The 26208-nt window shown below is 52.5% G+C and carries 24 protein-coding genes and 1 pseudogene; 15 read left to right on the plus strand and 10 right to left on the minus strand.

Features of this window, described 5'->3' with window-relative positions:
* Nucleotides 1–47: 47 nt before the first annotated feature.
* The 11 genes from atpG (at nucleotide 48) to phoU (ending at nucleotide 12430) form a co-directional block, all read left to right on the plus strand.
* Nucleotides 48–911 (plus strand): F0F1 ATP synthase subunit gamma, encoded by an 864-nt coding sequence (atpG, locus tag J1778_RS06190; protein WP_112290861.1) that lies wholly within the window; start codon nucleotides 48–50, stop codon nucleotides 909–911.
* A 32-nt stretch (nucleotides 912–943) separates the two neighbouring features.
* The gene (gene atpD, locus J1778_RS06195; protein WP_015699278.1) at nucleotides 944–2326 is read left to right on the plus strand and encodes a F0F1 ATP synthase subunit beta; all 1383 of its coding nucleotides are present in this window, start codon (nucleotides 944–946) and stop codon (nucleotides 2324–2326) included.
* A gap of 27 nt (nucleotides 2327–2353) precedes the next feature.
* On the plus strand, nucleotides 2354–2776 hold the full coding sequence (locus J1778_RS06200) for a F0F1 ATP synthase subunit epsilon (protein WP_095924048.1): 423 nt from the start codon (nucleotides 2354–2356) through the stop codon (nucleotides 2774–2776).
* A 271-nt stretch (nucleotides 2777–3047) separates the two neighbouring features.
* A complete protein-coding gene (gene glmU / locus J1778_RS06205) occupies nucleotides 3048–4418 on the plus strand; it encodes a bifunctional UDP-N-acetylglucosamine diphosphorylase/glucosamine-1-phosphate N-acetyltransferase GlmU (protein WP_217172430.1) in 1371 nt (456 codons plus the stop codon).
* 228 nt (nucleotides 4419–4646) lie between these two features.
* Nucleotides 4647–6476 carry a glutamine--fructose-6-phosphate transaminase (isomerizing) gene (glmS, locus tag J1778_RS06210; RefSeq protein WP_217172431.1) on the plus strand — a complete coding sequence of 610 codons (1830 nt, stop codon included), beginning with the start codon at nucleotides 4647–4649 and terminating at the stop codon, nucleotides 6474–6476.
* A gap of 164 nt (nucleotides 6477–6640) precedes the next feature.
* Nucleotides 6641–7525, plus strand: a complete 885-nt coding sequence (gene rluF / locus J1778_RS06215; RefSeq protein ID WP_217172432.1) for a 23S rRNA pseudouridine(2604) synthase RluF — start codon at nucleotides 6641–6643, stop codon at nucleotides 7523–7525.
* A 216-nt stretch (nucleotides 7526–7741) separates the two neighbouring features.
* A complete protein-coding gene (gene pstS, locus J1778_RS06220; RefSeq protein ID WP_217172433.1) occupies nucleotides 7742–8782 on the plus strand; it encodes a phosphate ABC transporter substrate-binding protein PstS in 1041 nt (346 codons plus the stop codon).
* Nucleotides 8783–8975: 193 nt separating this feature from the next.
* A complete protein-coding gene (pstC, locus tag J1778_RS06225; protein ID WP_217172434.1) occupies nucleotides 8976–9932 on the plus strand; it encodes a phosphate ABC transporter permease PstC in 957 nt (318 codons plus the stop codon).
* 1 nt (nucleotide 9933) lies between these two features.
* Nucleotides 9934–10821, plus strand: coding sequence for a phosphate ABC transporter permease PstA (pstA, locus tag J1778_RS06230; RefSeq protein ID WP_217172435.1), 888 nt, complete (start codon nucleotides 9934–9936; stop codon nucleotides 10819–10821).
* 99 nt (nucleotides 10822–10920) lie between these two features.
* Entirely contained in the window at nucleotides 10921–11688 is a 768-nt protein-coding gene (pstB, locus tag J1778_RS06235) for a phosphate ABC transporter ATP-binding protein PstB (protein WP_013577692.1), read from the plus strand.
* A 10-nt stretch (nucleotides 11689–11698) separates the two neighbouring features.
* Nucleotides 11699–12430, plus strand: a complete 732-nt coding sequence (phoU, locus tag J1778_RS06240) for a phosphate signaling complex protein PhoU (RefSeq protein ID WP_217172436.1) — start codon at nucleotides 11699–11701, stop codon at nucleotides 12428–12430.
* An 84-nt stretch (nucleotides 12431–12514) separates the two neighbouring features.
* On the opposite strand, the gene J1778_RS06245 is transcribed toward phoU, so the two are convergent.
* Nucleotides 12515–13207, minus strand: coding sequence for a TetR/AcrR family transcriptional regulator (locus J1778_RS06245; RefSeq protein WP_120507910.1), 693 nt, complete (start codon nucleotides 13205–13207; stop codon nucleotides 12515–12517).
* Nucleotides 13208–13317: 110 nt separating this feature from the next.
* On the opposite strand from J1778_RS06245, the pseudogene J1778_RS06250 reads away from it, so the two are divergent.
* Nucleotides 13318–14115: pseudogene (locus J1778_RS06250) on the plus strand (sugar phosphate isomerase/epimerase family protein); the annotation flags it as partial.
* A 22-nt stretch (nucleotides 14116–14137) separates the two neighbouring features.
* Here the strand turns inward: J1778_RS06250 and yieH are convergent.
* Entirely contained in the window at nucleotides 14138–14803 is a 666-nt protein-coding gene (gene yieH, locus J1778_RS06255; protein ID WP_217172438.1) for a 6-phosphogluconate phosphatase, read from the minus strand.
* Between the two features lie 152 nt (nucleotides 14804–14955).
* On the opposite strand from yieH, the gene J1778_RS06260 reads away from it, so the two are divergent.
* Nucleotides 14956–16293 carry an NCS2 family permease gene (locus tag J1778_RS06260; RefSeq protein WP_217172439.1) on the plus strand — a complete coding sequence of 446 codons (1338 nt, stop codon included), beginning with the start codon at nucleotides 14956–14958 and terminating at the stop codon, nucleotides 16291–16293.
* Between the two features lie 75 nt (nucleotides 16294–16368).
* Here the strand turns inward: J1778_RS06260 and J1778_RS06265 are convergent, their stop codons facing one another.
* Both J1778_RS06265 and J1778_RS06270 read right to left on the minus strand, forming a co-directional pair.
* Nucleotides 16369–16938, minus strand: a complete 570-nt coding sequence (locus tag J1778_RS06265) for an NADPH-dependent FMN reductase (RefSeq protein WP_217172440.1) — start codon at nucleotides 16936–16938, stop codon at nucleotides 16369–16371.
* A gap of 91 nt (nucleotides 16939–17029) precedes the next feature.
* Entirely contained in the window at nucleotides 17030–17755 is a 726-nt protein-coding gene (locus J1778_RS06270; RefSeq protein ID WP_217172441.1) for a 4'-phosphopantetheinyl transferase family protein, read from the minus strand.
* Nucleotides 17756–18078: 323 nt separating this feature from the next.
* Between J1778_RS06270 and J1778_RS06275 the strand changes: the two genes are divergently transcribed.
* The gene (locus tag J1778_RS06275; RefSeq protein WP_217172442.1) at nucleotides 18079–19974 is read left to right on the plus strand and encodes a methyl-accepting chemotaxis protein; all 1896 of its coding nucleotides are present in this window, start codon (nucleotides 18079–18081) and stop codon (nucleotides 19972–19974) included.
* Nucleotides 19975–20049: 75 nt separating this feature from the next.
* Here the strand turns inward: J1778_RS06275 and J1778_RS06280 are convergent, their stop codons facing one another.
* Nucleotides 20050–20937, minus strand: coding sequence for a LysR family transcriptional regulator (locus tag J1778_RS06280; RefSeq protein ID WP_217172443.1), 888 nt, complete (start codon nucleotides 20935–20937; stop codon nucleotides 20050–20052).
* 100 nt (nucleotides 20938–21037) lie between these two features.
* On the opposite strand from J1778_RS06280, the gene J1778_RS06285 reads away from it, so the two are divergent.
* Nucleotides 21038–21637, plus strand: coding sequence for a short chain dehydrogenase (locus J1778_RS06285; protein WP_217172444.1), 600 nt, complete (start codon nucleotides 21038–21040; stop codon nucleotides 21635–21637).
* Between the two features lie 71 nt (nucleotides 21638–21708).
* Here the strand turns inward: J1778_RS06285 and mnmE are convergent, their stop codons facing one another.
* The 5 genes from mnmE to rpmH all read right to left on the minus strand — a co-directional run bounded on the left by mnmE (nucleotide 21709) and on the right by rpmH (nucleotide 25560).
* Complete coding sequence (gene mnmE, locus J1778_RS06290) at nucleotides 21709–23073, minus strand: tRNA uridine-5-carboxymethylaminomethyl(34) synthesis GTPase MnmE (RefSeq protein WP_217172445.1); 1365 nt, start codon at nucleotides 23071–23073, stop codon at nucleotides 21709–21711.
* A gap of 110 nt (nucleotides 23074–23183) precedes the next feature.
* Nucleotides 23184–24818 (minus strand): membrane protein insertase YidC, encoded by a 1635-nt coding sequence (gene yidC / locus J1778_RS06295; protein ID WP_129637777.1) that lies wholly within the window; start codon nucleotides 24816–24818, stop codon nucleotides 23184–23186.
* 2 nt (nucleotides 24819–24820) lie between these two features.
* Nucleotides 24821–25078, minus strand: a complete 258-nt coding sequence (yidD, locus tag J1778_RS06300; RefSeq protein ID WP_217172446.1) for a membrane protein insertion efficiency factor YidD — start codon at nucleotides 25076–25078, stop codon at nucleotides 24821–24823.
* Nucleotides 25042–25401, minus strand: coding sequence for a ribonuclease P protein component (gene rnpA, locus J1778_RS06305; protein WP_071823635.1), 360 nt, complete (start codon nucleotides 25399–25401; stop codon nucleotides 25042–25044). Before rnpA ends, yidD begins: the two co-directional genes overlap by 37 nt.
* An 18-nt stretch (nucleotides 25402–25419) precedes the next feature.
* Nucleotides 25420–25560, minus strand: a complete 141-nt coding sequence (rpmH, locus tag J1778_RS06310) for a 50S ribosomal protein L34 (RefSeq protein WP_009637487.1) — start codon at nucleotides 25558–25560, stop codon at nucleotides 25420–25422.
* Between the last annotated feature and the right edge of the window lie 648 nt (nucleotides 25561–26208).

Consider the following 26208-nt stretch of genomic DNA (forward strand, 5'->3'; position numbering starts at 1 on the left):
CTGGTATTAAAACCCGGCAGGCCGTTTGGTCTTGAGGAGAAGCAGAGATGGCCGGCGGAAAAGAGATACGTAGTAAGATCAGCAGCGTGCAAAACACGCAAAAGATCACTAAAGCGATGGAAATGGTCGCCGCCTCCAAAATGCGTAAAACGCAGGATCGCATGGCGGCCAGCCGTCCTTATGCAGAAACCATTCGTGAAGTGATTGGTCACCTCGCGCTTGGTAATCTGGAATACAAGCACCCGTACCTGGATGAGCGTGAAATTAAGCGCGTCGGGTATCTGGTGGTGTCTACCGACCGTGGTCTTTGTGGTGGTCTGAACATTAACCTGTTCAAAAAGCTGCTGTCAGAGATGAAAGGCTGGTCCGAAAAAGGTGTTGAAGTTGATCTCGCACTGATCGGTTCCAAAGCAGCCTCTTTCTTCGGCTCCGTGGGGGGCAACGTTGTTGCTCAGGTGACTGGCATGGGGGATAACCCTTCTCTGTCAGAACTGATCGGACCCGTGAAAGTGATGTTGCAGGCTTTCGACGAAGGTCGCTTAGACAAGTTATGCGTTGTCAGCAATAAATTTATCAATACCATGTCTCAGGAACCCCGCATCGTTCAGCTGTTACCACTGCCACCGGCAGAAGACGGCGAACTGGCGAAGAAGTCCTGGGATTACCTGTATGAGCCTGACCCTAAAGCCTTGCTGGACACCCTCCTGCGTCGCTACGTGGAATCCCAGGTTTATCAGGGCGTCGTAGAAAACCTGGCCAGCGAACAGGCCGCGCGAATGGTAGCGATGAAAGCCGCAACCGATAACGGCGGCAGCCTGATCAAAGAGCTGCAGTTGGTATACAACAAAGCTCGTCAGGCCAGCATCACTCAGGAACTCACCGAGATCGTCGGGGGAGCCTCCGCGGTTTAAGCTAGGTTTACGAATTACGTAGAGGATTCAAGATGGCTACTGGAAAGATTATCCAGGTAATCGGCGCCGTGGTGGACGTCGAGTTCCCTCAGGATGCAGTACCGAACGTGTACAATGCTCTTGAGGTAGAAAACGGTACCTCCAAACTGGTGCTGGAAGTACAGCAACAGTTAGGCGGCGGCGTTGTTCGTTGTATCGCAATGGGTACCTCAGACGGCCTGCGTCGCGGTCTGAAAGTGAACAACCTGGAACACCCAATTGAAGTTCCGGTTGGTAAAGCGACTCTGGGTCGTATCATGAACGTATTGGGTGAACCAATCGACATGAAAGGTGAAATCGGCGAAGAAGAACGCCGTGCTATTCACCGTGCTGCGCCTTCTTATGAAGAGCTGGCAAACTCCCAGGAATTGCTGGAAACCGGTATCAAAGTTATGGACCTGATGTGTCCGTTCGCTAAGGGCGGTAAAGTCGGTCTGTTCGGTGGTGCGGGTGTGGGTAAAACTGTAAACATGATGGAGCTGATCCGTAACATCGCGATCGAGCACTCCGGTTATTCTGTGTTTGCAGGCGTGGGTGAACGTACTCGTGAGGGTAACGACTTCTACCACGAAATGACCGACTCCAACGTTATCGACAAAGTTTCCCTGGTGTATGGTCAGATGAATGAGCCACCAGGTAACCGTCTGCGCGTTGCACTGACCGGCCTGACCATGGCGGAGAAATTCCGTGATGAAGGTCGTGACGTACTGCTGTTCGTTGACAACATTTACCGTTACACCCTGGCCGGTACCGAAGTGTCCGCACTTCTGGGCCGTATGCCATCAGCGGTAGGTTATCAGCCGACTCTGGCGGAAGAGATGGGCGCTCTGCAAGAACGTATCACCTCGACCAAAAGTGGTTCTATCACCTCCGTACAGGCCGTTTACGTTCCTGCGGATGACTTGACTGACCCATCTCCAGCGACCACCTTCGCTCACTTAGATGCGACCGTGGTTCTGAGCCGTCAGATCGCGTCACTGGGTATTTACCCGGCGGTCGACCCACTGGATTCCACCAGCCGTCAGCTGGATCCACTGGTTGTTGGTCAGGAACACTACGATGTGGCTCGTGGCGTGCAGTCTATTCTGCAACGTTACCAGGAACTGAAAGACATCATCGCGATCCTGGGTATGGACGAGTTGTCAGAAGATGACAAACTGGTTGTATCCCGTGCGCGTAAAATTCAGCGCTTCCTGTCCCAGCCATTCTTCGTGGCCGAAGTCTTCACCGGTTCTCCGGGCAAGTTCGTATCGCTGAAAGATACCATTCGTGGTTTCAAAGGCATTATGGACGGCGACTACGATCACCTGCCGGAACAAGCGTTCTACATGGTTGGCACCATTGATGAAGCAGTGGAAAAAGCCAAGAAACTGTAACGCTAGCTTGTTGTGAGAGAGGATGACATGGCTGAAAAAGCTTACCATCTGGATGTTGTAAGTGCTGAAAAACGTATGTTTGAAGGCATGGTACAAAAAATCCAGGTGACGGGTAGCGAAGGCGAGCTGGGGATTTTCCCCGGGCATGCTCCGCTGCTCACCGCCATCAAGCCTGGCATGGTGCGCATTGTTAAAGAACACGGTGAAGAAGAGTATATCTATCTTTCCGGTGGCATCCTTGAGGTGCAGCCGAATGCAACGACCGTGTTGGCTGATACTGCAATCCGTGGGCAAGACCTCGACGAAGCGCGCGCGCTTGAAGCTAAGCGCAAAGCGGAAGAACACATTAGTGGTTCTCACGGCGACGTTGATTACGCTCAGGCGTCAGCGGAACTGGCTAAGGCGATCGCGAAACTTCGCGTTATCGAACTGACCAGAAAAGCGATGTAACAACATCAGTTAGAAAAGCGACCTTCGGGTCGCTTTTTTTTTGCTTTTAATAAAGTGCATTTTCAGTGTTTTTCCCAACGCAAAATTTCGCTTTTAATGGAATGCTTGCGTGATTAATCGACACTTTACCCTCAGTTTTTTTGGTGTAGTCTATACAGCATACAACCCTTGCAGGCTGCGGCCTGAGGGCGGTTTTTGAAGCGAAATATGTAGTAATCCGCTCACTGAACGGGTTACTTTTGTCACTCAAATTGGATTTGTCAGGTTACCTATGTCGAACAGCGCACTGAGTGTGGTGATCCTTGCCGCGGGCAAGGGGACACGCATGTACTCCAACCTTCCGAAAGTTCTTCACCCGCTGGCCGGCAAGCCAATGGTTCAGCACGTCATTGATGCGGCCACGCAAGTGGGTGCCCGTAACGTGCATCTGGTCTATGGCCACGGTGGCGATTTACTGAAGAAAAATCTGGCAGGAAGTGATCTGAACTGGGTATTACAGGCAGAGCAACTGGGCACCGGTCATGCAATGCAGCAGGCGGCGCCGTTCTTTGCCGATGATGAAGATGTGCTGATGCTGTACGGCGATGTTCCGCTGATTTCCGTCGACACCCTGAACAAATTACTTAAAGCCAAGCCCGATGGCGGCATTGGATTACTGACCGTGGTGCTGGATGATCCGACCGGTTATGGCCGTATTGTTCGTGAGAATGGCGTTGTTACCGGCATCATCGAGCAGAAAGATGCCAGCGAAGAACAGCTGAAAATTCAGGAAATTAACACCGGTATTCTGGTCGCTAATGGCGCGTCATTTAAACGCTGGCTCGGTCAGCTGAACAACAATAATGCCCAGGGCGAATACTACATCACCGATATTATTGCGATGGCACATGCGGAAGGACACCTGATTGCCACCGTTCACCCTGCACGAAACAGCGAAGTGGATGGTGTGAATAACCGCCTGCAACTTTCCCGTCTCGAGCGTGTATACCAGAGCGAACAGGCTGAGCGTCTGTTGCTGGAAGGCGTGATGTTGATGGATCCGGCGCGATTTGACCTGCGCGGTGAGCTGGCGCACGGCATTGATGTGGTGATCGACACTAACGTGATTATTGAAGGTCACGTAAAACTGGGCGATCGCGTCAAAATTGGTGCGGGTTGCGTGCTGAAGAACTGCGTGATTGGCGATGACTGTGAAGTCAGCCCGTACAGTGTGTTCGAAGATGCGGTACTGGAAAACGGTTGCACTGTCGGACCGTTTGCCCGTCTGCGCCCTGGCGCTGAACTGGCTGAAGGCGCTCATGTGGGTAATTTCGTCGAAATTAAAAAGGCGCGCCTGGGTAAAGGTTCGAAAGCCGGTCATCTGTCTTATCTTGGCGATGCTGAGATTGGTGATAACGTGAATATCGGCGCAGGCACCATTACCTGTAACTACGACGGCGTGAACAAGCATAAAACTGTCATTGGTAATGATGTCTTTGTCGGGTCTGACACACAACTGGTCGCGCCCGTCACGGTCGGTAATAACGTGACTATTGCTGCGGGTACGACGGTGACGCGCGATGTGCCGGATAACGGTCTGCTGCTCAGCCGCGTACCGCAGGTACACAAGCCTGACTGGCAGAAATCGGTGAAGAAAAAATAAGCTATTCTGAGGCTTAAGCATTCAGGCGCAGTTTTCTGCGCCTGATGTTTGTTTATCACGTTGTGTTTTGGTCTGCATTTTTTCGTCGAAATTCAGTCCAAAACATAATAATCCCCAACTCTCTACAAGGCTCGGGGAACCGCAAGTACACCGGAAAACGGGGCTTGTGGATAAATCAGGTCAGGCATCAAAAAAGGTCCCGAAAGACCTTCTATAGGAATAAAACTGATGTGTGGAATTGTAGGCGCTGTGGCGCAACGCGATATTGCTGAAATTTTGTTGGAAGGTTTACGCCGTCTGGAATACCGCGGTTATGACTCAGCCGGTCTGGCTGTGATCGATGCCGACGGGAAAATGGGACGTCTGCGTCGTCTGGGCAAAGTCCAGATGCTGGCTGATGCGCTGGATGAACATCCGTTGCACGGTGGCACCGGTATTGCTCACACCCGCTGGGCAACACACGGCGAGCCTTCTGAAGCCAATGCTCATCCGCATGTGTCTGATTACATTGCGGTGGTGCATAACGGTATTATCGAGAACCACGAACCTCTGCGTGAATTACTGATTGAGCGCGGCTACCGTTTTGATTCTGAAACGGATACCGAAGTGATCGCGCATCTGGTGCATTGGGAACAACTTCAGGGCGGCACGCTGCTGGAAGTCGTTCAGCGTGTTATCCCGCAATTGCGTGGTGCCTACGGTACGGTAGTCATGGATCGCCGTGACCCGTCTGTTCTGGTCGCTGCCCGTTCCGGCAGCCCGCTGGTGATTGGCCGTGGCGTGGGTGAAAACTTCATCGCTTCCGACCAGCTGGCGCTGTTACCTGTTACCCGCCGTTTCCTGTTTCTGGAAGAAGGTGATGTTGCGGAGGTTAAGCGCCGTTCTGTCAGCGTTTATGACAAAAATGGTCATGCCGTTGAACGTGAAGAAATCGAATCTAAAGTACAGTACGACGCCGGTGACAAAGGCGTTTACCGTCACTACATGCAAAAAGAGATTTACGAACAGCCGCTGGCCATTAAAAACACCCTGGAAGGGCGTTTCAGTCATGGCGAAGTGAATCTGAGTGAGCTGGGCGAAAAAGCTGACGAGATCTTATCGCGTGTTCAGCACGTGCAGATCATTGCCTGCGGGACTTCTTACAACTCTGGCATGGTGGCGCGTTACTGGTTTGAATCACTGGCAGGTATGCCTTGTGATGTCGAAATCGCATCAGAATTCCGCTATCGCAAATCCGCTGTTCGTCCGGGAAGTCTTATCATCACGCTTTCTCAGTCTGGTGAAACGGCTGATACGCTGGCAGCGCTGCGTCTGTCCAAAGAACTGGGTTATCTTGGTTCTCTGGCGGTCTGTAACGTGGCCGGTTCTTCTCTGGTACGTGAGTCCGATCTGGCGCTGATGACCAAAGCCGGCACCGAAATTGGCGTGGCTTCTACTAAAGCGTTCACCACGCAGCTGACCGTTCTGCTGATGCTGGTGGCACGTATGGGTCGTCTGAAAGGGATGAGCTCGCAAGTTGAGCACGATATTGTTCACGCGCTTCAGGCGTTGCCTGCGCGTATCGAACAAATGCTGTCGCTGGATAAAACCATCGAAACGCTGGCTGAAGGTTTCTCTGACAAGCATCACGCTCTGTTCCTCGGTCGCGGCGATCAGTATCCGATCGCGATGGAAGGAGCGCTGAAGCTGAAAGAGATTTCGTATATTCACGCTGAAGCTTATGCGGCGGGCGAACTGAAACATGGCCCGCTGGCGCTGATTGATGCGGATATGCCAGTGATTGTCGTGGCACCAAATAACGAACTGCTGGAAAAACTGAAATCGAATATCGAAGAAGTGCGCGCCCGTGGCGGGCTGCTGTATGTCTTCGCCGATCAGGATGCCGGTTTCACCGACAGCGAAGGCATGAAGATTATCCAATTGCCACACGTTGAAGAAATCGTCGCCCCGATTTTCTACACCGTGCCGTTACAGTTGCTGTCCTACTATGTTGCGCTGATCAAAGGCACTGACGTTGACCAGCCACGTAACCTGGCGAAGTCTGTGACCGTGGAATAAAACCCTCCGGTCGGCTATTGATTGACTAAGCGCCTTTCGGGGCGCTTTTTTATTGTTTTCGGTTTTTCTCTTTCCCGGCAACCGGTCACGATTTTCTTCTCTCAGACTTCGTAACCCGCGCCGGATAAGGTATAGTTCGCGTTTTTCTGAAGGTGCTTTGCTCAATGCTGACCGACTCCTCCATTCGTCTTAACAAATACATTAGCGAGAGCGGTATCTGCTCGCGCCGCGATGCCGATCGTTACATCGAACAGGGAAATGTTTTTATTAACGGCAGGCGTGCCGCGGTAGGCGCTCAGGTATTTGCCGGCGATGTGGTGAAAGTGAATGGTCAGGTTATCGAACCGCGAGATGAAGAAGATCTGGTGCTGATCGCGCTGAACAAGCCTGTTGGCATTATCACCACGATGGAAGAAGGTGAGCGGGACAACATCCGCGATTTCGTTAACCACAGCAAACGCGTCTTCCCGATTGGCCGTCTGGATAAAGATTCACAGGGCCTGATTTTACTGACCAACCACGGTGATCTGGTCAATAAAATCCTGCGCGCTGGTAACGACCACGAAAAAGAATACATCGTCACCGTCAACAAGCCGATCACTGACGAATTTATTGCCGGTATGGGCGCGGGCGTGCCGATGCTCGGTACCGTGACCAAAAAATGCAAAGTGAAGAAAGAAGCACCGATGGTGTTCCGAATTACGCTGGTGCAGGGGCTTAACCGTCAGATCCGCCGCATGACCAAGCATTTTGGTTTTGAGGTCACTAAGCTCGAACGCGTGCGCATCATGAACATCAATCTGAAAGGATTGCCGCTGGGCGAATGGCGCGATCTGACCGATGATGAACTGATTGAGTTGTTTAAGCTGATTGAAAACTCGTCGTCGGAAGATAAACCGTCGAAAAAATCCCAATCCAAACCTGCCCAGGCTAAAAAAACGGCGGCTAAACCGGCTGTCACAAAAGCGAAAAATAACGAAAAACCTGAAGGTAATTCAGGCTCCCGCAAGCGTTTTGCACAACCAGGACGTAAGAAGAAAGGGCGATAATTTGCCCGCTTTTTGTCATCTGCCGGTGTCAGAACCGGCATTTCCCGCTCAAAACCCCCGCATTTTGCCCGTATGGTTTGAATTGTGACCAGTGTCATAAAACTGTCATATAACGTACATTTTACTGTCACTAAACTGTCCTATTTTCCTCCTGTGCCAAACACTTTAATTAACGTCGACATCAGTCGGGAAGTTTAAAACCACCAGGAGTGGAACATGAAATTGATGCGTAACACCGTCGCCGGTCTTGTAGCAGCGACTTTCTCCCTCACAGCAATGTCTGCTTTCGCTGCCACTAACCTGACTGGCGCTGGCGGTACCTTCCCAGCTCCTGTTTACGCTAAGTGGGCAGACGCATACCAAAAAGCAACCGGTACTCAGGTTAACTATCAGGGCATCGGTTCTTCCGGCGGCGTGAAACAAATCATCGCCAAGACCGTAGACTTCGGCGCATCTGATGCCCCGATGAAAGACGAAGATCTGGCTAAAAACGGCCTGTTCCAGTTCCCTACCGTGATCGGTGGCGTGGTACTGGCTGTTAACATCCCGGGTATCAAATCCGGTCAGCTGACGCTGGATGGCGCAACGCTGGGTGATATTTACCTCGGTAAAATCAAAAAGTGGAACGACGCGGCGATCACTAAGCTGAACCCGGGCGTGAAACTGCCAGACACTAACATCGCGGTCGTTCGCCGTGCTGACGGTTCCGGTACCTCTTATGTCTTCACCAGCTACCTGGCGAAAGTAAACAGCGAGTGGAAAGACAAAATCGGTTCTGGTTCTACTGTGAACTGGCCAACGGGTCTGGGCGGTAAAGGGAACGACGGCGTTGCAGCCTTCGTACAGCGTCTGCCTGGTTCAATCGGTTACGTAGAATATGCTTACGCCAAGCAAAACAATCTGGCTTACACCAAGCTGGTTGATGCTGATGGTAAAGCGATCAGCCCGACTGAAGAATCCTTCAGCGCAGCGGCTAAAGGTGCTGACTGGAGCAAAACCTTCGCTCAGGACCTGACCAATCAGAAAGGTGACAACGCGTGGCCAATCAGCTCCACCACCTTCATTCTGATTTACAAAGATCAGCAGGACGCAGCGAAAGGCACTGAAGTGCTGAAATTCTTCGACTGGGCTTACAAAAACGGCAACAAGCTGACGACCGATCTGGATTACGCAGCCCTGCCTGAATCAGTGGTTGAGCAGATCCGCGCAGCCTGGAAAACCAACGTTAAAGATTCCAGCGGCAAAGCACTGTACTAGGAATACCCGTCATACTTGAAGCTGCACCGGCGTTAGCTGTGCTCGTTCACCCGAATCACTTACTTGTTTAAGTGATTCGGGGGCTCACCTGCTCGCTGCCTTGGTGCAACGCCAATTATTTTGGGTATAGTAACTCTGCTTCATTCCCTCTCCGGCCGGGGAGGGAATTAAATCTGAATTAAAAGAGAGTGGTATGGCTGAATACAAGCCGGCTATCAAGGCACCCAGCAAAAACGGTGACATCATCTTCGGCGCTCTGGTTAAACTGGCTGCGCTGATTGTGCTATTCATGCTGGGCGGCATTATCGTCTCGCTGTTTATTGCTTCCCTGCCGAGCATTGAAAAGTTTGGTTTATCTTTCCTGTGGACTAAAACCTGGGATGCCCCGAACGAACAATTCGGCGCACTGGTGCCGATTTACGGCACGGTCGTGACCTCCATTATTGCCTTGCTGATTGCTGTTCCTGTCAGCTTTGGTATCGCATTATTCCTCACCGAGCTGGCGCCGAACTGGATGAAACGCCCGCTGGGTATTGCTATAGAACTGCTGGCGGCGATCCCCAGTATTGTTTATGGCATGTGGGGTCTGTTTGTCTTTGCACCGCTGTTTGCCACCTATTTCCAGACGCCGGTCGGCGACGTACTTTCCGGTATCCCGATTGTTGGCGCACTGTTCGCTGGCCCGGGTTTTGGTATCGGCATTCTGGCGGCGGGCGTCATTCTCGCCATTATGATCATCCCGTACATTGCCTCCGTCATGCGTGACGTTTTTGAGCAAACGCCGGTGATGATGAAAGAATCCGCTTACGGTATCGGCTGCACCACGTGGGAAGTGATCTGGCGCATCGTGCTGCCGTTCACCAAAAACGGGGTTATCGGCGGCGTAATGTTAGGTCTGGGCCGCGCACTGGGTGAAACCATGGCAGTGACCTTTATTATCGGTAACACCTACCAGCTCGACAGCGCATCACTTTATGCGCCGGGCAACAGTATTACCTCCGCACTGGCAAACGAATTTGCCGAAGCGGAAGCCGGTCTGCACACTGCCGCGCTGATGGAACTGGGGCTGATTTTGTTTGTTATCACCTTTATTGTCCTGGCGCTGTCGAAAGTGATGATTTTGCGTCTGGCTAAGAAAGAGGGCCGTTAAGATGACGACACTCGACATGCAAAGTAACGCAGCGCTGCTGGAATCACGCCGTAAACGTCAGGCGTGGCGCCGTCAGAAAAACCGTCTGGCGCTGATGGTCTCGATGATGACCATGGCGTTTGGCCTGTTCTGGCTGGTGTGGATCCTGTTTACCACCATCGTTAAAGGTGTGGATGGGATGTCGCTGGCGCTGTTCACGCAAAACACGCCGCCACCGAACACGGCGGGTGGTGGTCTGGCGAACGCCATGGCGGGCAGCGGATTACTGATTTTATGGGCAACGGTCATCGGTACGCCGCTGGGCGTGATGGCGGGGATTTATCTGGCCGAATATGGCCGCAAATCCTGGCTCGCGGAATTCATTCGCTTCATCAACGACATTTTGCTTTCTGCGCCATCTATCGTTGTCGGCCTGTTTGTGTACACCATTATGGTGGCAAAAATGGGTCACTTCTCTGGCTGGGCGGGCGTTCTGGCGCTGGCGCTGTTACAAATTCCGATTGTTATCCGTACCACGGAAAACATGCTGAAACTGGTGCCTGACAGCCTGCGCGAAGCGGCTTACGCGCTGGGGACGCCGAAATGGAAAATGATTTCGGCCATTACACTGAAAGCATCTGTTTCCGGCATTATCACCGGTATTTTGCTGGCGATTGCCCGTATTGCCGGTGAAACCGCGCCGCTGCTGTTCACGTCACTCTCCAACCAGTTCTGGAGCACTGACATGATGCAGCCGATTGCCAACCTGCCGGTGACTATCTTTAAATTTGCGATGAGCCCGTTTGGCGAGTGGCAACAACTGGCCTGGGCGGGCGTGCTGCTGATAACGGTATGCGTACTGCTGCTGAACATTCTGGCGCGTGTGATTTTCGCGCCGAAAAAGCAATAAGTTCATTCATTATCGATGGCAGACGAGAACGGCTGCCGTCACTGTTTACCCGGCGTCGCCACGCGGCGCGCGAATAAGAGAGATGTCTTAATGAGTCGAATGACTGACGCATCCAACAGCAAGATTCAGGTTCGCGATCTGAACTTTTATTACGGCAAATTCCACGCGCTGAAAAATATTTCCCTGGATATCGCTAAGAACGAAGTTACGGCATTCATCGGTCCGTCAGGTTGTGGTAAATCCACGCTGCTGCGTACGTTCAACAAAATGTACCAGCTGTATCCTGAGCAGCACGCAGAAGGTGAAATCCTGCTCGATGGCGAAAACATTCTGGTGGATAAGCAGGACATCGCGTTACTGCGCGCCAAAGTCGGCATGGTCTTCCAGAAACCGACGCCATTCCCGATGTCGATTTACGACAATATCGCGTTTGGTGTGCGTCTGTTTGAAAAGCTTTCCCGTACCGATATGGACGAGCGTGTGCAATGGGCACTGACCAAGGCCGCGCTGTGGAACGAATCCAAAGACAAGCTGCACCAGAGCGGTTACAGCCTGTCCGGCGGCCAGCAACAGCGTCTGTGTATCGCGCGCGGTATTGCGATCCGCCCTGACGTGTTGCTGCTCGACGAACCTTGTTCTGCGCTGGATCCGATTTCTACCGGTCGTATCGAAGAACTGATCACCGAGCTAAAATCTGATTACACCGTGGTGATCGTGACCCACAACATGCAGCAGGCTGCGCGTTGTTCAGATCGCACTGCGTTTATGTATCTGGGCGAACTGATAGAATACAGCGATACCGACTCGCTGTTCACTTCACCAGCACGCAAACAGACTGAAGATTACATTACTGGCCGCTACGGTTGAGGTAAGAACAATGGACAACCTGAACTTAAACAAACATATTTCCGGCCAGTTTAACGCCGAGCTTGAACACATCCGCACTCAGGTTCTGGCAATGGGCGGGCTGGTAGAACAGCAACTGACTGACGCTATTACGGCAATGCACAATCAGGATGCCGACCTTGCACAGCGCGTCATCAAAGGTGATGATCAGGTTAACCTAATGGAAGTGGCGATCGACGAAGCCTGTGTGCGCATTATTGCCAAGCGCCAGCCCACCGCCAGCGATTTACGTCTGGTGATGGCGATTATCAAAACCATCTCTGAACTCGAACGTATCGGTGACGTAGCAGATAAAATTTGCCGCACGGCTCTGGAGAAGTTCTCGCATCTGCATCAGCCGCTGCTGGTCAGCCTGGAATCTCTGGGGCGCCATACCGTAGAAATGCTGCATGACGTGCTGGACGCGTTTGCGCGTATGGATCTTGACGAAGCGGTGCGTATTTACCGTGAAGACAAGAAAGTGGATCAGGAATATGAAGGCATTGTGCGCCAGCTGATGACCTACATGATGGAAGATCCGCGCACTATTCCCAGCGTGCTGACTGCGCTGTTCTGCGCCCGCTCTATCGAGCGTATCGGTGACCGTTGCCAGAACATCTGCGAATTCATTTTCTACTTCGTGAAGGGTCAGGATTTCCGTCACGTGGGCGGCGATGCGCTGGACAAACTGCTGACAGACGGCAAAGACGTGCCGAAAGAATAACGGTTCGCTGATTTTTTCCGACAAAAAAGGCCTCTTGCAAGGCCTTTTTGCTGTCCGCTCAATATCAGCGTCCGATCAGCGCAATTACTTCATCACGTAGCGCAGGGCAACCATGACGGCCAGCTGGCGGTAATGGGCGGTCTGTAAATCCACTTCATCCGGATTTTCAAACAATGCGCCGAACGTGTACTGGTTGGCGACCTGATGCACGCACAGGCTGCTGATCAGACGGTGAACGTCACGGGCCTGCGCATCTTCTTTGAACAGATGGCTTTGCTTGCCGCGCGCGAGAATATCTTCCAGCAGCGTTAATGCCGTTTTGTTGATTTCACGGATGCTGGTGGACTGACGGATAAACCGGCCGCGCAGCATGTTTTCCGTTGAAACAATACGAATGAATTCCGGATGTGAGACGTGGAAATCAAAGCTGGCTTCGACCAGTTTAACGATAGCTTCAGCGGGCGGAAATGACGAGAGGTCCAGATCCAGCTCGTGCTGACGGATACCTCGGTAAACGTGCTCCAGCACCAGCATATACAAGGCTTCTTTGGTCTTGTAGTGATAGACCACCATACGTTTCGTGGTGTTGGCGTTGGAAGCGATATTTTCCATGCGCGCGCCCATCAGACCGGATTCTGCGAATTCAGCCAGAGCGCTGTCGAAAATGCGCTGCTTCAGTCCTATCGGATCATTTTTACGTCCCGGCGCCGGGGAACTTTGGCTGCTCAGCGTCTTATCCTCATCATTAACCACATTCTCGCCACAGAGATTAACCATTGCGTCGCTCAGTTACAATCCGCGCGTTCATACAACGCCTCTGCACTTGACGAACGTGGCATGAGGGTCCACTACTGTAAGTATCGAAGCCTGACTAAAAGGACACTATTTTGCCTGCAACCACCCATTTACGTTCGATTGCGACAGTTTCAGTACCAGGAACCTTGCCTGAAAAACTCACGGCGATTGCTGCTGCGGGATTTGATGGCGTGGAAATATTCGAAGACGATCTGCTTAAAAGTCCGGTCAAGCCGGCAGCTATCCGTAATCTCGCCGATTCCCTCGGTTTGCGTATTTTCCTGCTGCAGCCTTTCCGCGATTTCGAAGGCGTTCCGGCGGAAAAACGTATCGAAAAACTTGCCAGCGCGCGCCGTCAGTTTGATCTGATGCGCGAGCTGGGCTGCGATCATTTACTGGTGTGCAGCAACACCGATCCGCAAAGCTCGCCGGAGCGGGACGTACAGATTGCGGATCTCGCTGCGCTGGCTGAAATGGCGCAGCCTTATGATATCCGTATCGGCTTTGAAGCGCTGGCGTGGGGCAAACACATCAACCGCTACCGGCAGGCGTGGGATCGCGTACGTGAGGTGAACAGTCCGGCGCTGGGCATTGTTCTCGACAGCTTCCATATTCTCGCCGTGGGTGACAATCTTGACCGGCTGGACGAAGTGCCGCTGGATAAAATCAGCTTCCTGCAACTGGCTGATGCGCCCTACAAAGACATGAACGTGCAGCAATGGAGCCGCAGTTACCGCTGTTATCCGGGACAGGGTGATTTACCCCTGGTGGATTTCGTCAGCACGCTGGACCAAAAAGGCTTCACCGGGCCGTGGTCACTGGAAATCTTCAATGATAAAACTCTGCCGCTGGCAGATGGCCTGCGATCCTTAGCGGAGCTGGAAAAGCGGATGCAGGCTTATGAAAAGTCCGTCAGCGAGTAATCTGATACCCCATTTCACGCCAGATCCCCGGCAGTTCGCGCATGTCGTGGAAAGTCGTCACCAGCGGGTGATCCAGCGGCGGGTTATGCGGATCGGCGCAGTAGTAAAACACCGGGATGCCTGCGGTGATCCCGGCCTGTGCGCCTGCCACGGAATCTTCTACCAGAATGCAGTTTTCCACCGGCACGTTCATGACCTCGGCGGCTTTGTACAATACCGCCGGATCGGGCTTCCAGCGCTGTAAATCATAGCCGCTGAAAAGTTTGTCACCCATGAAAGGCAGCAGACCGGTCAGGCCGAGCGAGTGCTGCATTTTGGTGACCGGACCGTTGGAGACGACGCACATTGGCACGGTAATTTGTTCCAGCAGTTCGCGCGCACCGTCAATCGGCTCAAGTTTGCTGTCGAAAAGCCGTGCGACGTGCTGGCGGAAGACCGCTTCCATCTCTTCTTTCGGCACGTCGATATCGTGCTCTTTATTGATGATCGCGACGATTTCGTAGAGTTTGACGCCTTTGTATTTTTTATACATTTCGTCGAAAGAAACCGTCACACCAAAATGCGCGAACATCTCGACATAGGCTTCGCAGCACAACAATTCACTGTCCACCAGCGTACCGTCGCAATCAAAAAAGACACATTTAACCTGTGACATACTTTCTCCCTGTGAGCGTTTCATCTATTGGCGTGCATCATGGCACTGTACCCGAACGATAGATTTAATCCCATACATCCAGTGCTGGCGCTTTCGGGCTAAAATCCTTAGGATACCCCCCGATTGTTTTTCCCCCATTTTGGAACTCACCAATGAGCACACCACAGAGCAATGCGACTGCGGGTAAAGGTCTGGCTGAACGTCTGTTTAAACTGACGCAGCACGGCACTACCGTACGCACCGAAACTATCGCCGGTTTAACTACCTTCCTGACCATGGTCTATATCGTTTTCGTGAACCCGCAGATTCTGGGTGTTGCGGGGATGGATAAACAGGCCGTGTTCGTGACCACCTGTCTGATTGCCGCGTTCGGCAGCATCCTGATGGGTGTGATCGCCAACCTTCCGGTCGCTCTGGCACCGGCGATGGGGCTGAATGCGTTCTTTGCTTTTGTGGTTGTGGGCGCGATGGGCGTTTCCTGGCAGGTCGGGATGGGCGCGATTTTCTGGGGCGCGGTCGGTTTGCTGCTGCTGACCATTTTCCGTATCCGTTACTGGATGATTGCCAATATTCCGGTCAGCCTGCGTGTGGGCATTACCGCCGGTATCGGGCTGTTTATCGGCATGATGGGGCTGAAAAACGCCGGCATTATTGTCCCGAACCCTGACACTATCGTGACTATTGGTAATCTGACCTCGCATAACGTGCTGCTGGGCGTACTCGGGTTCTTCATTATTGCCGTGCTGGCGTCGCGTAACTTCCACGCCTCGGTGCTGGTGTCGATTATTGTCACCACTGTGATTGGCCTGATGATTGGCGACGTGCATTACACCGGTTTCTGGTCGATGCCGCCAAGCATCACCACGGTTGTCGGTCAGGTGGATCTGAAAGGCGCGCTGAACATCGGTCTGGCGGGCGTCATCTTCTCTTTCATGCTGGTGAACCTGTTTGACTCCTCCGGTACGCTGATCGGCGTGACCGACAAAGCCGGTCTGGCGGATGAGAAAGGTAAATTCCCGCAGATGAAACAGGCGCTGTATGTAGACAGCGTATCTTCTGTTGCCGGCGCATTTATCGGCACGTCTTCTGTGGGCGCTTACATTGAAAGCACCTCCGGCGTGTCTGTTGGTGGCCGTACCGGTCTGACGGCGGTGGTTACCGGCTTGCTGTTCCTGCTGGTGATCTTTATTTCCCCGCTGGCAGGCATGGTGCCGGAATACGCGGCAGCCGGTGCGCTGATTTATGTCGGCGTACTGATGACTTCCAGCCTGGCGCGCGTTTCATGGGATGACCTGACTGAAGCCGTTCCGGCATTCGTGACCGCGGTGATGATGCCGTTCAGTTTCTCGATCACTGAAGGTATCGCTCTGGGCTTCATCTCTTACGTGGTGATGAAACTGGGTACCGGTCGCTGGAGAGAAATCAGCCCGTGCGTGGTTGTGGTCGCGCTGCTGTTCGTGCTGAAAATCGCGTTCGTAGACGGGCATTAATCCGCTGACGACTGCTTAACGCCGATAAAAAAACAGCCCGCATTTGCGGGCTGTTTGCATTTCTGATGACCGGAATTATTTGCTGACGCGGCGGGTATAGTCGGCAAACGCGGTCAGCTGGCCACGCAGGAAATCGAGCGTCCCCTGATCAACCACTTCGCCTGTCTGTTCATCCACTTTGCTCTGAATGACGCCACCCATGAATTCGGGTTTGTTCATGACCATGGCATCAAGGAACACCAGAATCTGGCGCAGGTGATACTGGCAGCGTGCGCCACCGACCGGCCCCATTGAACTGGTTTGGATCAGCACGGGCTTTCCGGCCAGCGGCTGGTTTGGCAGACGGGAAATCCAGTCGATGGCATTTTTCAGGCCACCCGGCACGGAATAGTTATATTCCGGCGTCACGATAATCACGCCATCCGCCTGACGGATTTGTTCTGCAATCGCTTCAATATCCGCCGGAAAGCCTTCTTCCTGCTGAATGTCTGCATCATAGAGTGGAAGGGTGCCGATGGAAGGTAACGCTTCAATCGTGATGCCCTCAGGGGCGACATTCGGCAATGTACGCGCCACCATGCCGTTATATGACGCTTTACGAAGACTACCTAACAGTGTGACAAACTTCAGGGGTTGAGCTGACATGGGTTACTCCTGTTATGGATGACTTTGCGAAAGGAACTGCCTGTAACCATAAACGAAAAACGCTACAACTGGCGTAAACAAACGTGAAGTTTTATTTAGCGGGTGGCAGGCTGACGAATTTCATGAAGTGCGGTGATTCGGATTGCTGGTCTGCGGAGAGTGTTTGGGTGCGTGTGAAGCCGTTTTCGGGCTCATAGCGCCAGCACTGCAACCGGATTATCGAGGGGGATTGCGCGCATGACCAGGTAATCGACCCTTCAATATCACTCATTACCTGCGCCTCCGGTGTCACGGCAGACCGCAAACGGCCCGAAGCCGGATTCAGGCTGAGCGTCAGCGGACCCTGATCGTTGAGGCCGGACATCTTCAGCATGCTCTGGCGGATACACCATAGTTGTAGCGAGGATTCCACCGGATCCGATTGCATAGCAATCCAGGTTTTCTCAACAGCAGAAAGCTGTAACTGCTGCTGCGGATTTACCAGCGCACTGCGGGCATGAATGATTTCGAGATCCAGACCGACTTTCCCTTCGCTGCTGATTAAAACACCGACAGTGCTACCGGCATACGCCAGACTAAAATCAGGGAGATCGGCGGATTCGAAACTCGGACGACCGCTGGGTAAGGTGATCACGTTGGGAAGTTCAGCAATTCCGTAAAGGTAGAAAATCATTTCTGCCAGAAGAACGCGGCCGTTTAAGAAACGCTTGCGCTGTTTTTCGGAAAGGTGTTTTGCGAATAATACGATCTCTTTGGGCAACCGGTGTGTATCCGGTTCTGCATCCGTCATTGCCCATCTTGCAAAATGGCACGCCATTGTTCACTCCATGATTAATGGTTCGACCGTATTTTCTCAATTGTTCTAAAGAATAACATTAAGAGAAATCATTAAAAACCGCTTAAAACCCGCAGTGGCGCACACTTCATTCACTTTTCAGACAGTTTTTCATCCCCATAAAGTGAAACAAATCACAGGATTAAACTCTAGTTGAGAAGAAATCTTATCGGAATGATGTTCTGGATTTTCACTCATACGATCCGGGTGCCGGATATATCTACTATAGCAACATAAAGAAACGTCAGAAAATGCCGTTATTAATTAAGCAGCGATCTCGCTGCTTTGCCGGTGAGTACCCTAAAATGTTAAAAACAACGCAATCCCGCTTTATCGCATTGATCAGCTTGTTTTTTATTGTGCTGATCATCATTACGCTTATCGTGATCCAGGTCTTTATTGCTCCTCAACTGAAACAAACGGAAAGTAATCTGGTTGCAAATCAGGTGGATGATGTAGCAGTCGCTATTAATGATCGTCTTAACAAGGTTGAGTCTCAGGTACGCACCATCACCCAGACCGTCGCACAAATGGACAGCGACAGTATCGACCGGTTGCTGCCCGCTCTGGTTGATCAGTACGGCGACGCTGCCGTGTTTGGTGGCGGTATCTGGCCGTTGCCGAACCAGCGCGACCCGGCAAAAATCAAATTTAGCACCTTCTTTGCCCGTAATAGTAATAATCAGCTGACGGTGAATACTTTCTGGAACAGCGCAGAATCGCCGAACTATTTCGATCAGTCCTGGTATCTCGCCGCATCCAAAGGTGAAAAAGGGCAGTGTGTCTGGGCTCCGGCGTATTTCGATGACGCCAGCACCCAGCCACGCACCAACTGCGCCATGCCGATTTATAAAGGCGACAAACAGTGGGGCGTTGCCACCATTGATGTGACGCTGGGTTTCTTTAACCAGCTGGTGACGGAAATGGAGAAAAAGGTTCACGCCACAATTTATATCGTGGAGAAAGACGGCACCATCGTCGGCACCAGCCATTCCACGGATGAAAAGCTACCGAAACTGGCGTCTCTGGGGGAAAACTCACCGCTGGCCATGCAAATCCGCAAAGGTCTGGATCAGATTAACGACCAGCCAGGCCTGGTGGCGGATTACGACAATGACGGCACGTCGCATACCTTGTTCATGAGTAAAATTCAGGGCCCGTGGTATATCGCGACCGATATGCCGACTACTCAGTTGCTGGCGCTTAGCCATAGCGTTCTGACGAGCCTCGGGCTGGTGCAAATCCCAATGGTCCTGTTACTGCTGATTGTGCTGATTGCGGCGATTAAAGTGTTTATGCGCCAGCTTGCAGCACTGAACAAAAATATCGATCAGCTTTCTGCGGGCGGTGCGGATTTAACCCGCCGCTTACCGGACAGCCGCAGCCCTGAGTTCAATCAGATCAACCAGAGCTTCAACAGCTTCCTGACTTTCCTGCAATCCATTCTGCGTCAGGTGGGTGACAGCAGTCTGGCGATCACTTCAGCTTCGCGCCAGATTGCCAGCGGTAACCTGGACTTGTCAGCGCGAACTGAAGAACAGGCCAGTTCTATTGTCGAAACGGCAGCCTCAATGGAACAGCTGACCAGCACCGTGAAACAGAACGCAGCCAATGCCGAAGGCGCTAACCAGCTGGCGCGTGATGCGTCGGCCGTCGCGGAAAAAGGTTCGGAAGTGGTGAAACAGGTGGTTGAGACAATGGGGTCGATCACCCGTTCCTCCCACAAAATCGTCGATATCATCAGTGTTATTGACGGCATCGCTTTCCAGACCAACATTCTGGCGCTGAATGCGGCGGTTGAAGCGGCGCGTGCCGGTGAACAGGGACGCGGTTTCGCCGTGGTGGCCTCTGAAGTGCGCAGTCTGGCGCAACGTTCGGCGACCTCTGCGCGTGAAATCAAAAAGCTGATTGAGGATTCTGTGGCCGATATTTCCACCGGCAGCCGGCTGGTGGCGACGGCGGGAACGACAATGGATGAAGTCATGGGCGGCGTGAACAACGTGGCGACGCTGATGAACGAGATCATGTCTTCCAGTCAGGAGCAAAGTCTGGGCATTGAGCAGGTTAACGTGGCTATTACGCAGCTGGATAACGCCACGCAGCAGAACGCCGCGCTGGTCGAACAGGTTTCTGCCGCTGCGCAGGCGATGCAGGATCAGACCGTTCAGCTGGAAACCGTGGTTGCGGGCTTTAAGCTTTAATTACGTCTGATGGAAAGTGTTTAGCATTGAGCGGTAAGTGAGCGATCACTTACCGCTTTTTATTTTACGCCATACTCAGTAAAAGTCGTTTTCCGTCATGAAGTTAATCAGGCTGGTCAGTTTGGCGCGTGGCCTGAAATCAGGCAGATACACCAGATGTACCGCCCGGGGTTTAGGGATAAAAGATTCCAGCACCGGGATCAGCTTGCCGCTGGCGATATCCTCGGCCAGCAATACTTTGGGCTGCAACAGCAAACCGGCACCTTCCAGCGCGGCAGCACGCAGCGCATGACCGTCATTAGAGACATAACGGCTGTTGACCGGCCACGATGACGTTGTGCGTTCTGCATTCGCCAGATGCCAGCCTTCGCTCTGATTCCAGACGGTATGCACCAGGCAGGGATGCGTTTTCAAATCTTCCGGGGTCACGGGCGTACCGAACCGCTGTAAATAGTCCGCAGAAGCGCAGATCACCATTTCATAAGGCTTCAGCGGTTTCGCGACAAGGCGGTCGTCTCCGATTTCGCCAATACGAATTGCCGCGTCAAAACCTTCGCCGATCAAATCCACCCGCGCGTTGCTCAGTATCAGTTCCACGTTCACTTTTGGGTTTTTTTGCAGGTAGCGGGCCAGCAGGGGTGCCACCACGCTGGAACCGAGGGATACCGGCGCGCTGACCCTGAGCAATCCGGTTGGTACGCTTTGCAGGCTTTCCATCGCGCTTTCCGTGAATTTCATCTGTTCCAGCACTCGTTTGCCGTTTTCATAAAACACTTCGCCGGCATCGGTCAGGCTTTGCCTGCGCGTGGTGCGTTGCAGCAGGCGGGCATTGAGATGCTTTTCCAGTTGCTGGATGTGTTTGCCGACCATCACTGCGGAGATCCCCAGCTTTTCTGCCGCAGTGCTGAAATTTCCGGTTTCTACTACGCTGACAAAAACTTCGATATTCCGCAGCTTATCCACATTGCAAACCCTGAGTTAGAACAGAACGAATAATACGAGTCTATATCTAACCCTAAGTTTGGTGAAAGATGTACCGACAAACAACATTGAGGAATCTGTGATGAAAATTTTAGTGATTGGCGGGACTGGAACATTGGGCAAAGCTGTGGCGCGTGAATTTACCGGTGAGCATGAAGTGATCACGGCAGGGAAAACGCAGGGTGATTTTCAGGTCGATATCACCGATGAAAACAGCGTAAAAGCACTTTTCAAAAGCACAGGAAAGGTCGATGCGATTATCGCCACCACCGGCAGCCTGCACTTCGGCCCGCTGACTGAAATGACCGCAGAACAATTCAATACGGGTTTACAGAACAAACTGCTCGGGCAGGTGCGTATTGCGCTGATCGGTCAGTCATTCCTCAACGATGGCGGCTCTGTCACGCTGACCAGCGGGATCATTGCCGATGAACCTATCCGTCAGGGCGCAAACGCCACCACGGTAAATGCCGCCGTTGAAGGTTTTGTCCGTGGTGCGGCAATTGAACTGCCACGAGGTATCCGCATCAACGTGGTCAGCCCGACGGTAGTGGAAGAGTCGCTGAAAGCTTACGGCCCGTTCTTCCCTGGCTTTGAAGCCGCACCGGCAGCACGTGTGGCGAAAGCGTATCGCCGCAGCGTGGAAGGCGCGCAGACCGGACGCGTTTATAAAGTCTGGTAAGGCGTAATCCTTTGAATAAAATAAAAAACCCACATTTCAGGATGTGGGTTTTCTTTGTAGCTAAGGACAGATTACTTACCGATACAGAAACTGGAGAAGATCCGCCCCAGTAAATCGTCAGACGTAAATTCGCCGGTGATTTCGCTCAGCGACTGCTGCGCCAGACGCAGTTCCTCTGCCAGTAATTCACCGGCCCAGGCGCCAAGCAGCTGGTCTTTACCCTGAACCAGATGCTGTGCGGCGTCTTCCAGTGCGTGCAGATGACGGCGACGGGCGAGGAATCCACCTTCCATATTGTGATTAAAGCCCATCACCTGTTTCAGATGGTCACGCAGCAGATCAACACCGTCACCGGTACGGGCGGAAAGGCGAATAAGTGAGTGACCATTCACTTCGGTTTGCCCCAGCGCTTCGCCGGTAATATCGGCTTTATTGCGCACAACGACAATCGGTAAAGTCGCAGGCAGACGTGCCATAAATTCTGGCCAGATTTCCGCAGGCTCGGTCGCCGCCGTGGTAGTTCCGTCGACCATAAACAGCACTAAATCAGCCTGTTCGATCTCATTCCATGCACGTTCGATACCAATGCGCTCAACTTCGTCGCTCGCTTCACGTAAACCGGCGGTATCGATAATGTGCAAAGGCATGCCGTCGAGGTGGATATGTTCGCGCAAAACGTCACGCGTGGTGCCTGCGATATCGGTAACGATCGCAGCTTCACGACCGGCCAGCGCGTTCAGCAGGCTGGATTTACCGGCGTTCGGACGCCCGGCAATCACCACTTTCATCCCTTCACGCAGCAGGCTGCCCTGACGCGCTTCAGCACGTACCGCATCCAGATCGCCCATCACTGTATTGAGTTTGGCTTCGATTTTGCCGTCAGACAGGAAGTCGATTTCTTCATCCGGGAAGTCGATAGCGGCTTCAACAAAGATCCGCAGGTGAGTGAGTGCTTCCACCAGATGATGAATACGGTGAGAGAATGCGCCCTGTAAGGAGTTAACCGCAGAACGTGCGGCCTGCTCAGAGCTGGCGTCGATAAGATCAGCAATCGCCTCTGCCTGCGCCAGATCGAGCTTATCGTTGAGGAACGCCCGTTCAGAGAATTCGCCCGGACGCGCAATACGCACGTTATCCAGCGCGATAATGCGTTTAAGCAGCAAATCCAGGATCACCGGGCCGCCGTGGCCTTGCAGTTCAAGCACGTCCTCACCGGTAAAGGAATTCGGGCCGGGGAACCACAGCGCGATACCCTGATCAAGCGTACTGCCGTCTGCATCCTGAAACGGCAGATAATCGGCATAGCGCGGCTTGGGCAGTTTACCTAAGACAGCCTGCGCCACATCACGCGCCGCTCGGCCGGAAATGCGCAAAATGCCCACACCACCGCGGCCGGGTGGGGTTGCCTGGGCAATAATGGTATCTGAGGTGCTCATAACGTTTTTCCCATCGGGTATTTACGGATATGCAAAAGGCGATCAAATGATCGCCTTTGTTTTTTATCATCAAGTTTAGCTGTCAGGACGAAATACGCCCTGACATTCACTTATGACTTTTTCTTGTCGCGGCTGTGCAGGCCACGTTTTTCCAGCCCGCGATAAATCAGCTGCTGCTGGAGAATGGTTACCAGGTTACTGACGATGTAATACACCACCAGACCGGACGGGAACCACAGGAAGAACACGGTGAAGATGACCGGCATGAAGGTCATGATCTTCTGCTGCATCGGGTCAGTGACGGTGGTCGGCGACATCTTCTGAATGAAGAACATCGTGATACCCATCAGAACCGGCAGAATGTAGTACGGGTCTTGCGCTGACAGGTCATGGATCCACAGGATGAATGGCGCGTGGCGCAATTCAATGGAACCAGACAGCATGTAATACAGTGCCAGGAAGATTGGCATCTGAATAACCAGCGGCAGACAACCACCCAGCGGGTTCACTTTCTCAGACTTGTACAGCGCCATCATTTCCTGACTCATGCGCTGTTTGTCATCACCGATACGTTCACGCATGGCGGCCAGTTTCGGCTGCAGCATACGCATTTTCGCCATCGACGTGTACTGAGCGCGGGTCAGTGGGTACATGATACCGCGGACAATAAAGGTGATTACGATGATTGAGAAGCCCCAGTTACCGACAAACCCTTGAATGAATTTCAACAGTTTGAACAGTGGCTGAGAGATGAACCATAACCAACCGTAGTCAACAGTCAGATCAAGGTGAGGCGCGATGGCTGCCATCTTGTCCTGAATTTCAGGGCCAACCCACAAAGTGGAAGCCACTTGTTGTTGTGCACCTGGTGCAACGGTAAACGGCGTGCCTTTGAAACCAATCGAAGAAATGCCGTTGTTGGTGCTGGTAAAGAAGGTGTTGGTATCTTTCGCAGACGGGATCCACGCAGTCGCAAAGTACTGCTGCAGCATCGCAACCCAACCGCCCTGAGTGGTGACATTCAGCACTTCGCTCTTATCGAACGCGTATTTCTGATATTTGTCATCACTTGACGAGTATGCCGCGCCGCGGAACGTGTGCAGAGCAAAGTTATTGCTGCCGGTGTCACGGTGCTTAGGCAATTCGGTGGTTTGTTTCAGCTGACCGAACAGGGTCAGTTCAAGCGGAGCTGCTGTGGTGTTGTTGATGTTGTATTCAACGCTCACCGCGTAAGAGCCACGTTTGATCACGAAGGTTTTGGTGTAAATCGCACCGTTTGCCGCCGTGTAAGTCATCGGAATGCGCAGTTCAGACTGGCCTTCAGACATCGTGAAGGTATCCGAGCTGGTCTGGAACAGAGGACGTTCGCCGTTAGCCGGATTATCTGGACCGTTTTTACCTGTCAGACCGCTTTGTGCCTGATAGATGAAATTAGGAGTGGTTTCCAGTAACTGGAAAGGCTGGTCAGAGCCCAAAGTTGTCGGGTAAGCCTTCAGCAGAGCCTGCTCAATGTCGCCACCACGGGTGTTGATTGTTAATGACAGCACATCACTGTTAACTGTAATTAATTTGCCCTGTCCGCTACCAGGAACAGCCTGGTTAGCAGCATCACCGTTTGCAGTGTTCGCAGTCTGTTGCGTGGTCTGGTTGGCCGGTTGCGGAGCGTGGTCCGTTTGCCATGCCTGCCAGATCATGAAAGACACGAACAGCAGAGCGATGAGGAAAAGATTGCGTTGCGAATCCATCGTTAGAGTTCTCTGTTATTGTCGGTTTTCGGCGGTACGGGGTCATCACCACCTGGGTTCAAAGGATGGCATTTTAATACGCGTTTCAAAGTCAACCAACTGCCTTTTAACACGCCAAAACGACCAATTGCTTCAATACCGTATTGAGAGCAGGTTGGTCGAAAGCGGCAATGTGGCCCGAGCAACGGACTGATGAACAACTGATAACCACGTATCAGTTTTATCAGGATGCGGGAGCCTGTCGGCAATGTCGACGCCATAATTTCTCCAACGCTTCCGTCAGCGCGCGATTATCTAAATCGGCGACACCCTTCTTGGCGACCACCACAAAATCCATCGACGGCAGCGTATGCTGATTCAACCGGAAACTTTCGCGGGTTAGGCGTTTAATCCGATTGCGTTCATGTGCGCGTTTGACGTGTTTTTTTGCGACGGTGAGACCGATGCGGGGATGCCCCAGCTCGTTCAGGCGGCCGAGTATGGTGATTTGCGGCGTGCCAGCCCGTTGTGGCTGCTGGAAGACGAAAGTGAAATGACGGGGAGTTAACAAACGTAACTCCCTGGGAAAAGCGAGCTTAACCACTAAATAGGTTAGCTTTTATTACTTAGAAGCTGACAGACGGGTACGGCCTTTCGCACGACGGCGAGCCAGAACCTGACGACCATTTTTGGTGGCCATACGAGCACGGAAGCCGTGGCTACGGTTGCGCTTCAATACGGACGGTTGGAAAGTGCGTTTCATGGCGATTTCTACCTAAACTTAAATTATTACTGATCAGTAAACGCGAAGACATTTCGGCGAAAAAACGACCGGTGCCTTTGTCGCAACATATAAAGAAGCGGGATTGTAATAACTGTACAGTCCTGAGTCAATTTACATTGCCAGAAATGGCTCAAGTGTTTACCAGAATTGCCCGTGGTCACACCGCAATATCCATCTGGTTATGACCATCAGGAACACAGGCTTCACACGTAGGGCTGAGGATTATACGGACTCTGCCGTAAATCGCAAGGATCCTCGGCTGATCCTTATCCACAGGGCTGAGATCTTTGTCTCAATGTGATGAAATTTAGCTCAGCGGACTCCTATTTTTTCACCACAGTGATGATTACATCGCCTATTTTAAAAAGGATCGGCTAAGCTTACCCACTTGCCGACTGCTGCCTGTGGATAAAAAGGATCTAAACTGTCAGGAAGGGGAGGATCTCTGTGTCGGATTGCGTTATGATCCGCCATTCCGATCGCGATCCCGGCTGGGATGCTGTCGACAAAAACCGCAAAAAGCGGTTCGCACGTGACTTTACGCCACTGACAGGGTGGTGAGAGGAATTTCCCCCTTCCCCTCATAGAGGCAGGCGGGACGTGTGCCAAAAATCATGATTTAAAAAA

Origin of the sequence: Rahnella bonaserana (assembly GCF_019049675.1) — a bacterium.
GTDB classification, from domain to species: Bacteria; Pseudomonadota; Gammaproteobacteria; order Enterobacterales; family Enterobacteriaceae; genus Rahnella; species Rahnella bonaserana.

What these genes read in the sequence shown, in the direction of transcription:
- J1778_RS06265 (WP_217172440.1), bottom strand. Translation starts at nt 16,938, where the DNA reads ATGTCAGCTCAACCCCTGAAGTTTGTCACACTGTTAGGTAGTCTTCGT.
- glmS (WP_217172431.1), top strand. Translation starts at nt 4,647, where the DNA reads ATGTGTGGAATTGTAGGCGCTGTGGCGCAACGCGATATTGCTGAAATT.
- J1778_RS06275 (WP_217172442.1), top strand. Translation starts at nt 18,079, where the DNA reads ATGTTAAAAACAACGCAATCCCGCTTTATCGCATTGATCAGCTTGTTT.
- yidC (WP_129637777.1), bottom strand. Translation starts at nt 24,818, where the DNA reads ATGGATTCGCAACGCAATCTTTTCCTCATCGCTCTGCTGTTCGTGTCT.
- phoU (WP_217172436.1), top strand. Translation starts at nt 11,699, where the DNA reads ATGGACAACCTGAACTTAAACAAACATATTTCCGGCCAGTTTAACGCC.
- J1778_RS06285 (WP_217172444.1), top strand. Translation starts at nt 21,038, where the DNA reads ATGAAAATTTTAGTGATTGGCGGGACTGGAACATTGGGCAAAGCTGTG.
- pstA (WP_217172435.1), top strand. Translation starts at nt 9,934, where the DNA reads ATGACGACACTCGACATGCAAAGTAACGCAGCGCTGCTGGAATCACGC.
- glmU (WP_217172430.1), top strand. Translation starts at nt 3,048, where the DNA reads ATGTCGAACAGCGCACTGAGTGTGGTGATCCTTGCCGCGGGCAAGGGG.
- yieH (WP_217172438.1), bottom strand. Translation starts at nt 14,803, where the DNA reads ATGTCACAGGTTAAATGTGTCTTTTTTGATTGCGACGGTACGCTGGTG.
- J1778_RS06245 (WP_120507910.1), bottom strand. Translation starts at nt 13,207, where the DNA reads ATGGTTAATCTCTGTGGCGAGAATGTGGTTAATGATGAGGATAAGACG.
- atpD (WP_015699278.1), top strand. Translation starts at nt 944, where the DNA reads ATGGCTACTGGAAAGATTATCCAGGTAATCGGCGCCGTGGTGGACGTC.
- pstB (WP_013577692.1), top strand. Translation starts at nt 10,921, where the DNA reads ATGACTGACGCATCCAACAGCAAGATTCAGGTTCGCGATCTGAACTTT.
- rluF (WP_217172432.1), top strand. Translation starts at nt 6,641, where the DNA reads ATGCTGACCGACTCCTCCATTCGTCTTAACAAATACATTAGCGAGAGC.
- J1778_RS06270 (WP_217172441.1), bottom strand. Translation starts at nt 17,755, where the DNA reads ATGGCGTGCCATTTTGCAAGATGGGCAATGACGGATGCAGAACCGGAT.
- atpG (WP_112290861.1), top strand. Translation starts at nt 48, where the DNA reads ATGGCCGGCGGAAAAGAGATACGTAGTAAGATCAGCAGCGTGCAAAAC.
- pstC (WP_217172434.1), top strand. Translation starts at nt 8,976, where the DNA reads ATGGCTGAATACAAGCCGGCTATCAAGGCACCCAGCAAAAACGGTGAC.
- pstS (WP_217172433.1), top strand. Translation starts at nt 7,742, where the DNA reads ATGAAATTGATGCGTAACACCGTCGCCGGTCTTGTAGCAGCGACTTTC.
- J1778_RS06200 (WP_095924048.1), top strand. Translation starts at nt 2,354, where the DNA reads ATGGCTGAAAAAGCTTACCATCTGGATGTTGTAAGTGCTGAAAAACGT.
- yidD (WP_217172446.1), bottom strand. Translation starts at nt 25,078, where the DNA reads ATGGCGTCGACATTGCCGACAGGCTCCCGCATCCTGATAAAACTGATA.
- J1778_RS06260 (WP_217172439.1), top strand. Translation starts at nt 14,956, where the DNA reads ATGAGCACACCACAGAGCAATGCGACTGCGGGTAAAGGTCTGGCTGAA.
- mnmE (WP_217172445.1), bottom strand. Translation starts at nt 23,073, where the DNA reads ATGAGCACCTCAGATACCATTATTGCCCAGGCAACCCCACCCGGCCGC.
- rpmH (WP_009637487.1), bottom strand. Translation starts at nt 25,560, where the DNA reads ATGAAACGCACTTTCCAACCGTCCGTATTGAAGCGCAACCGTAGCCAC.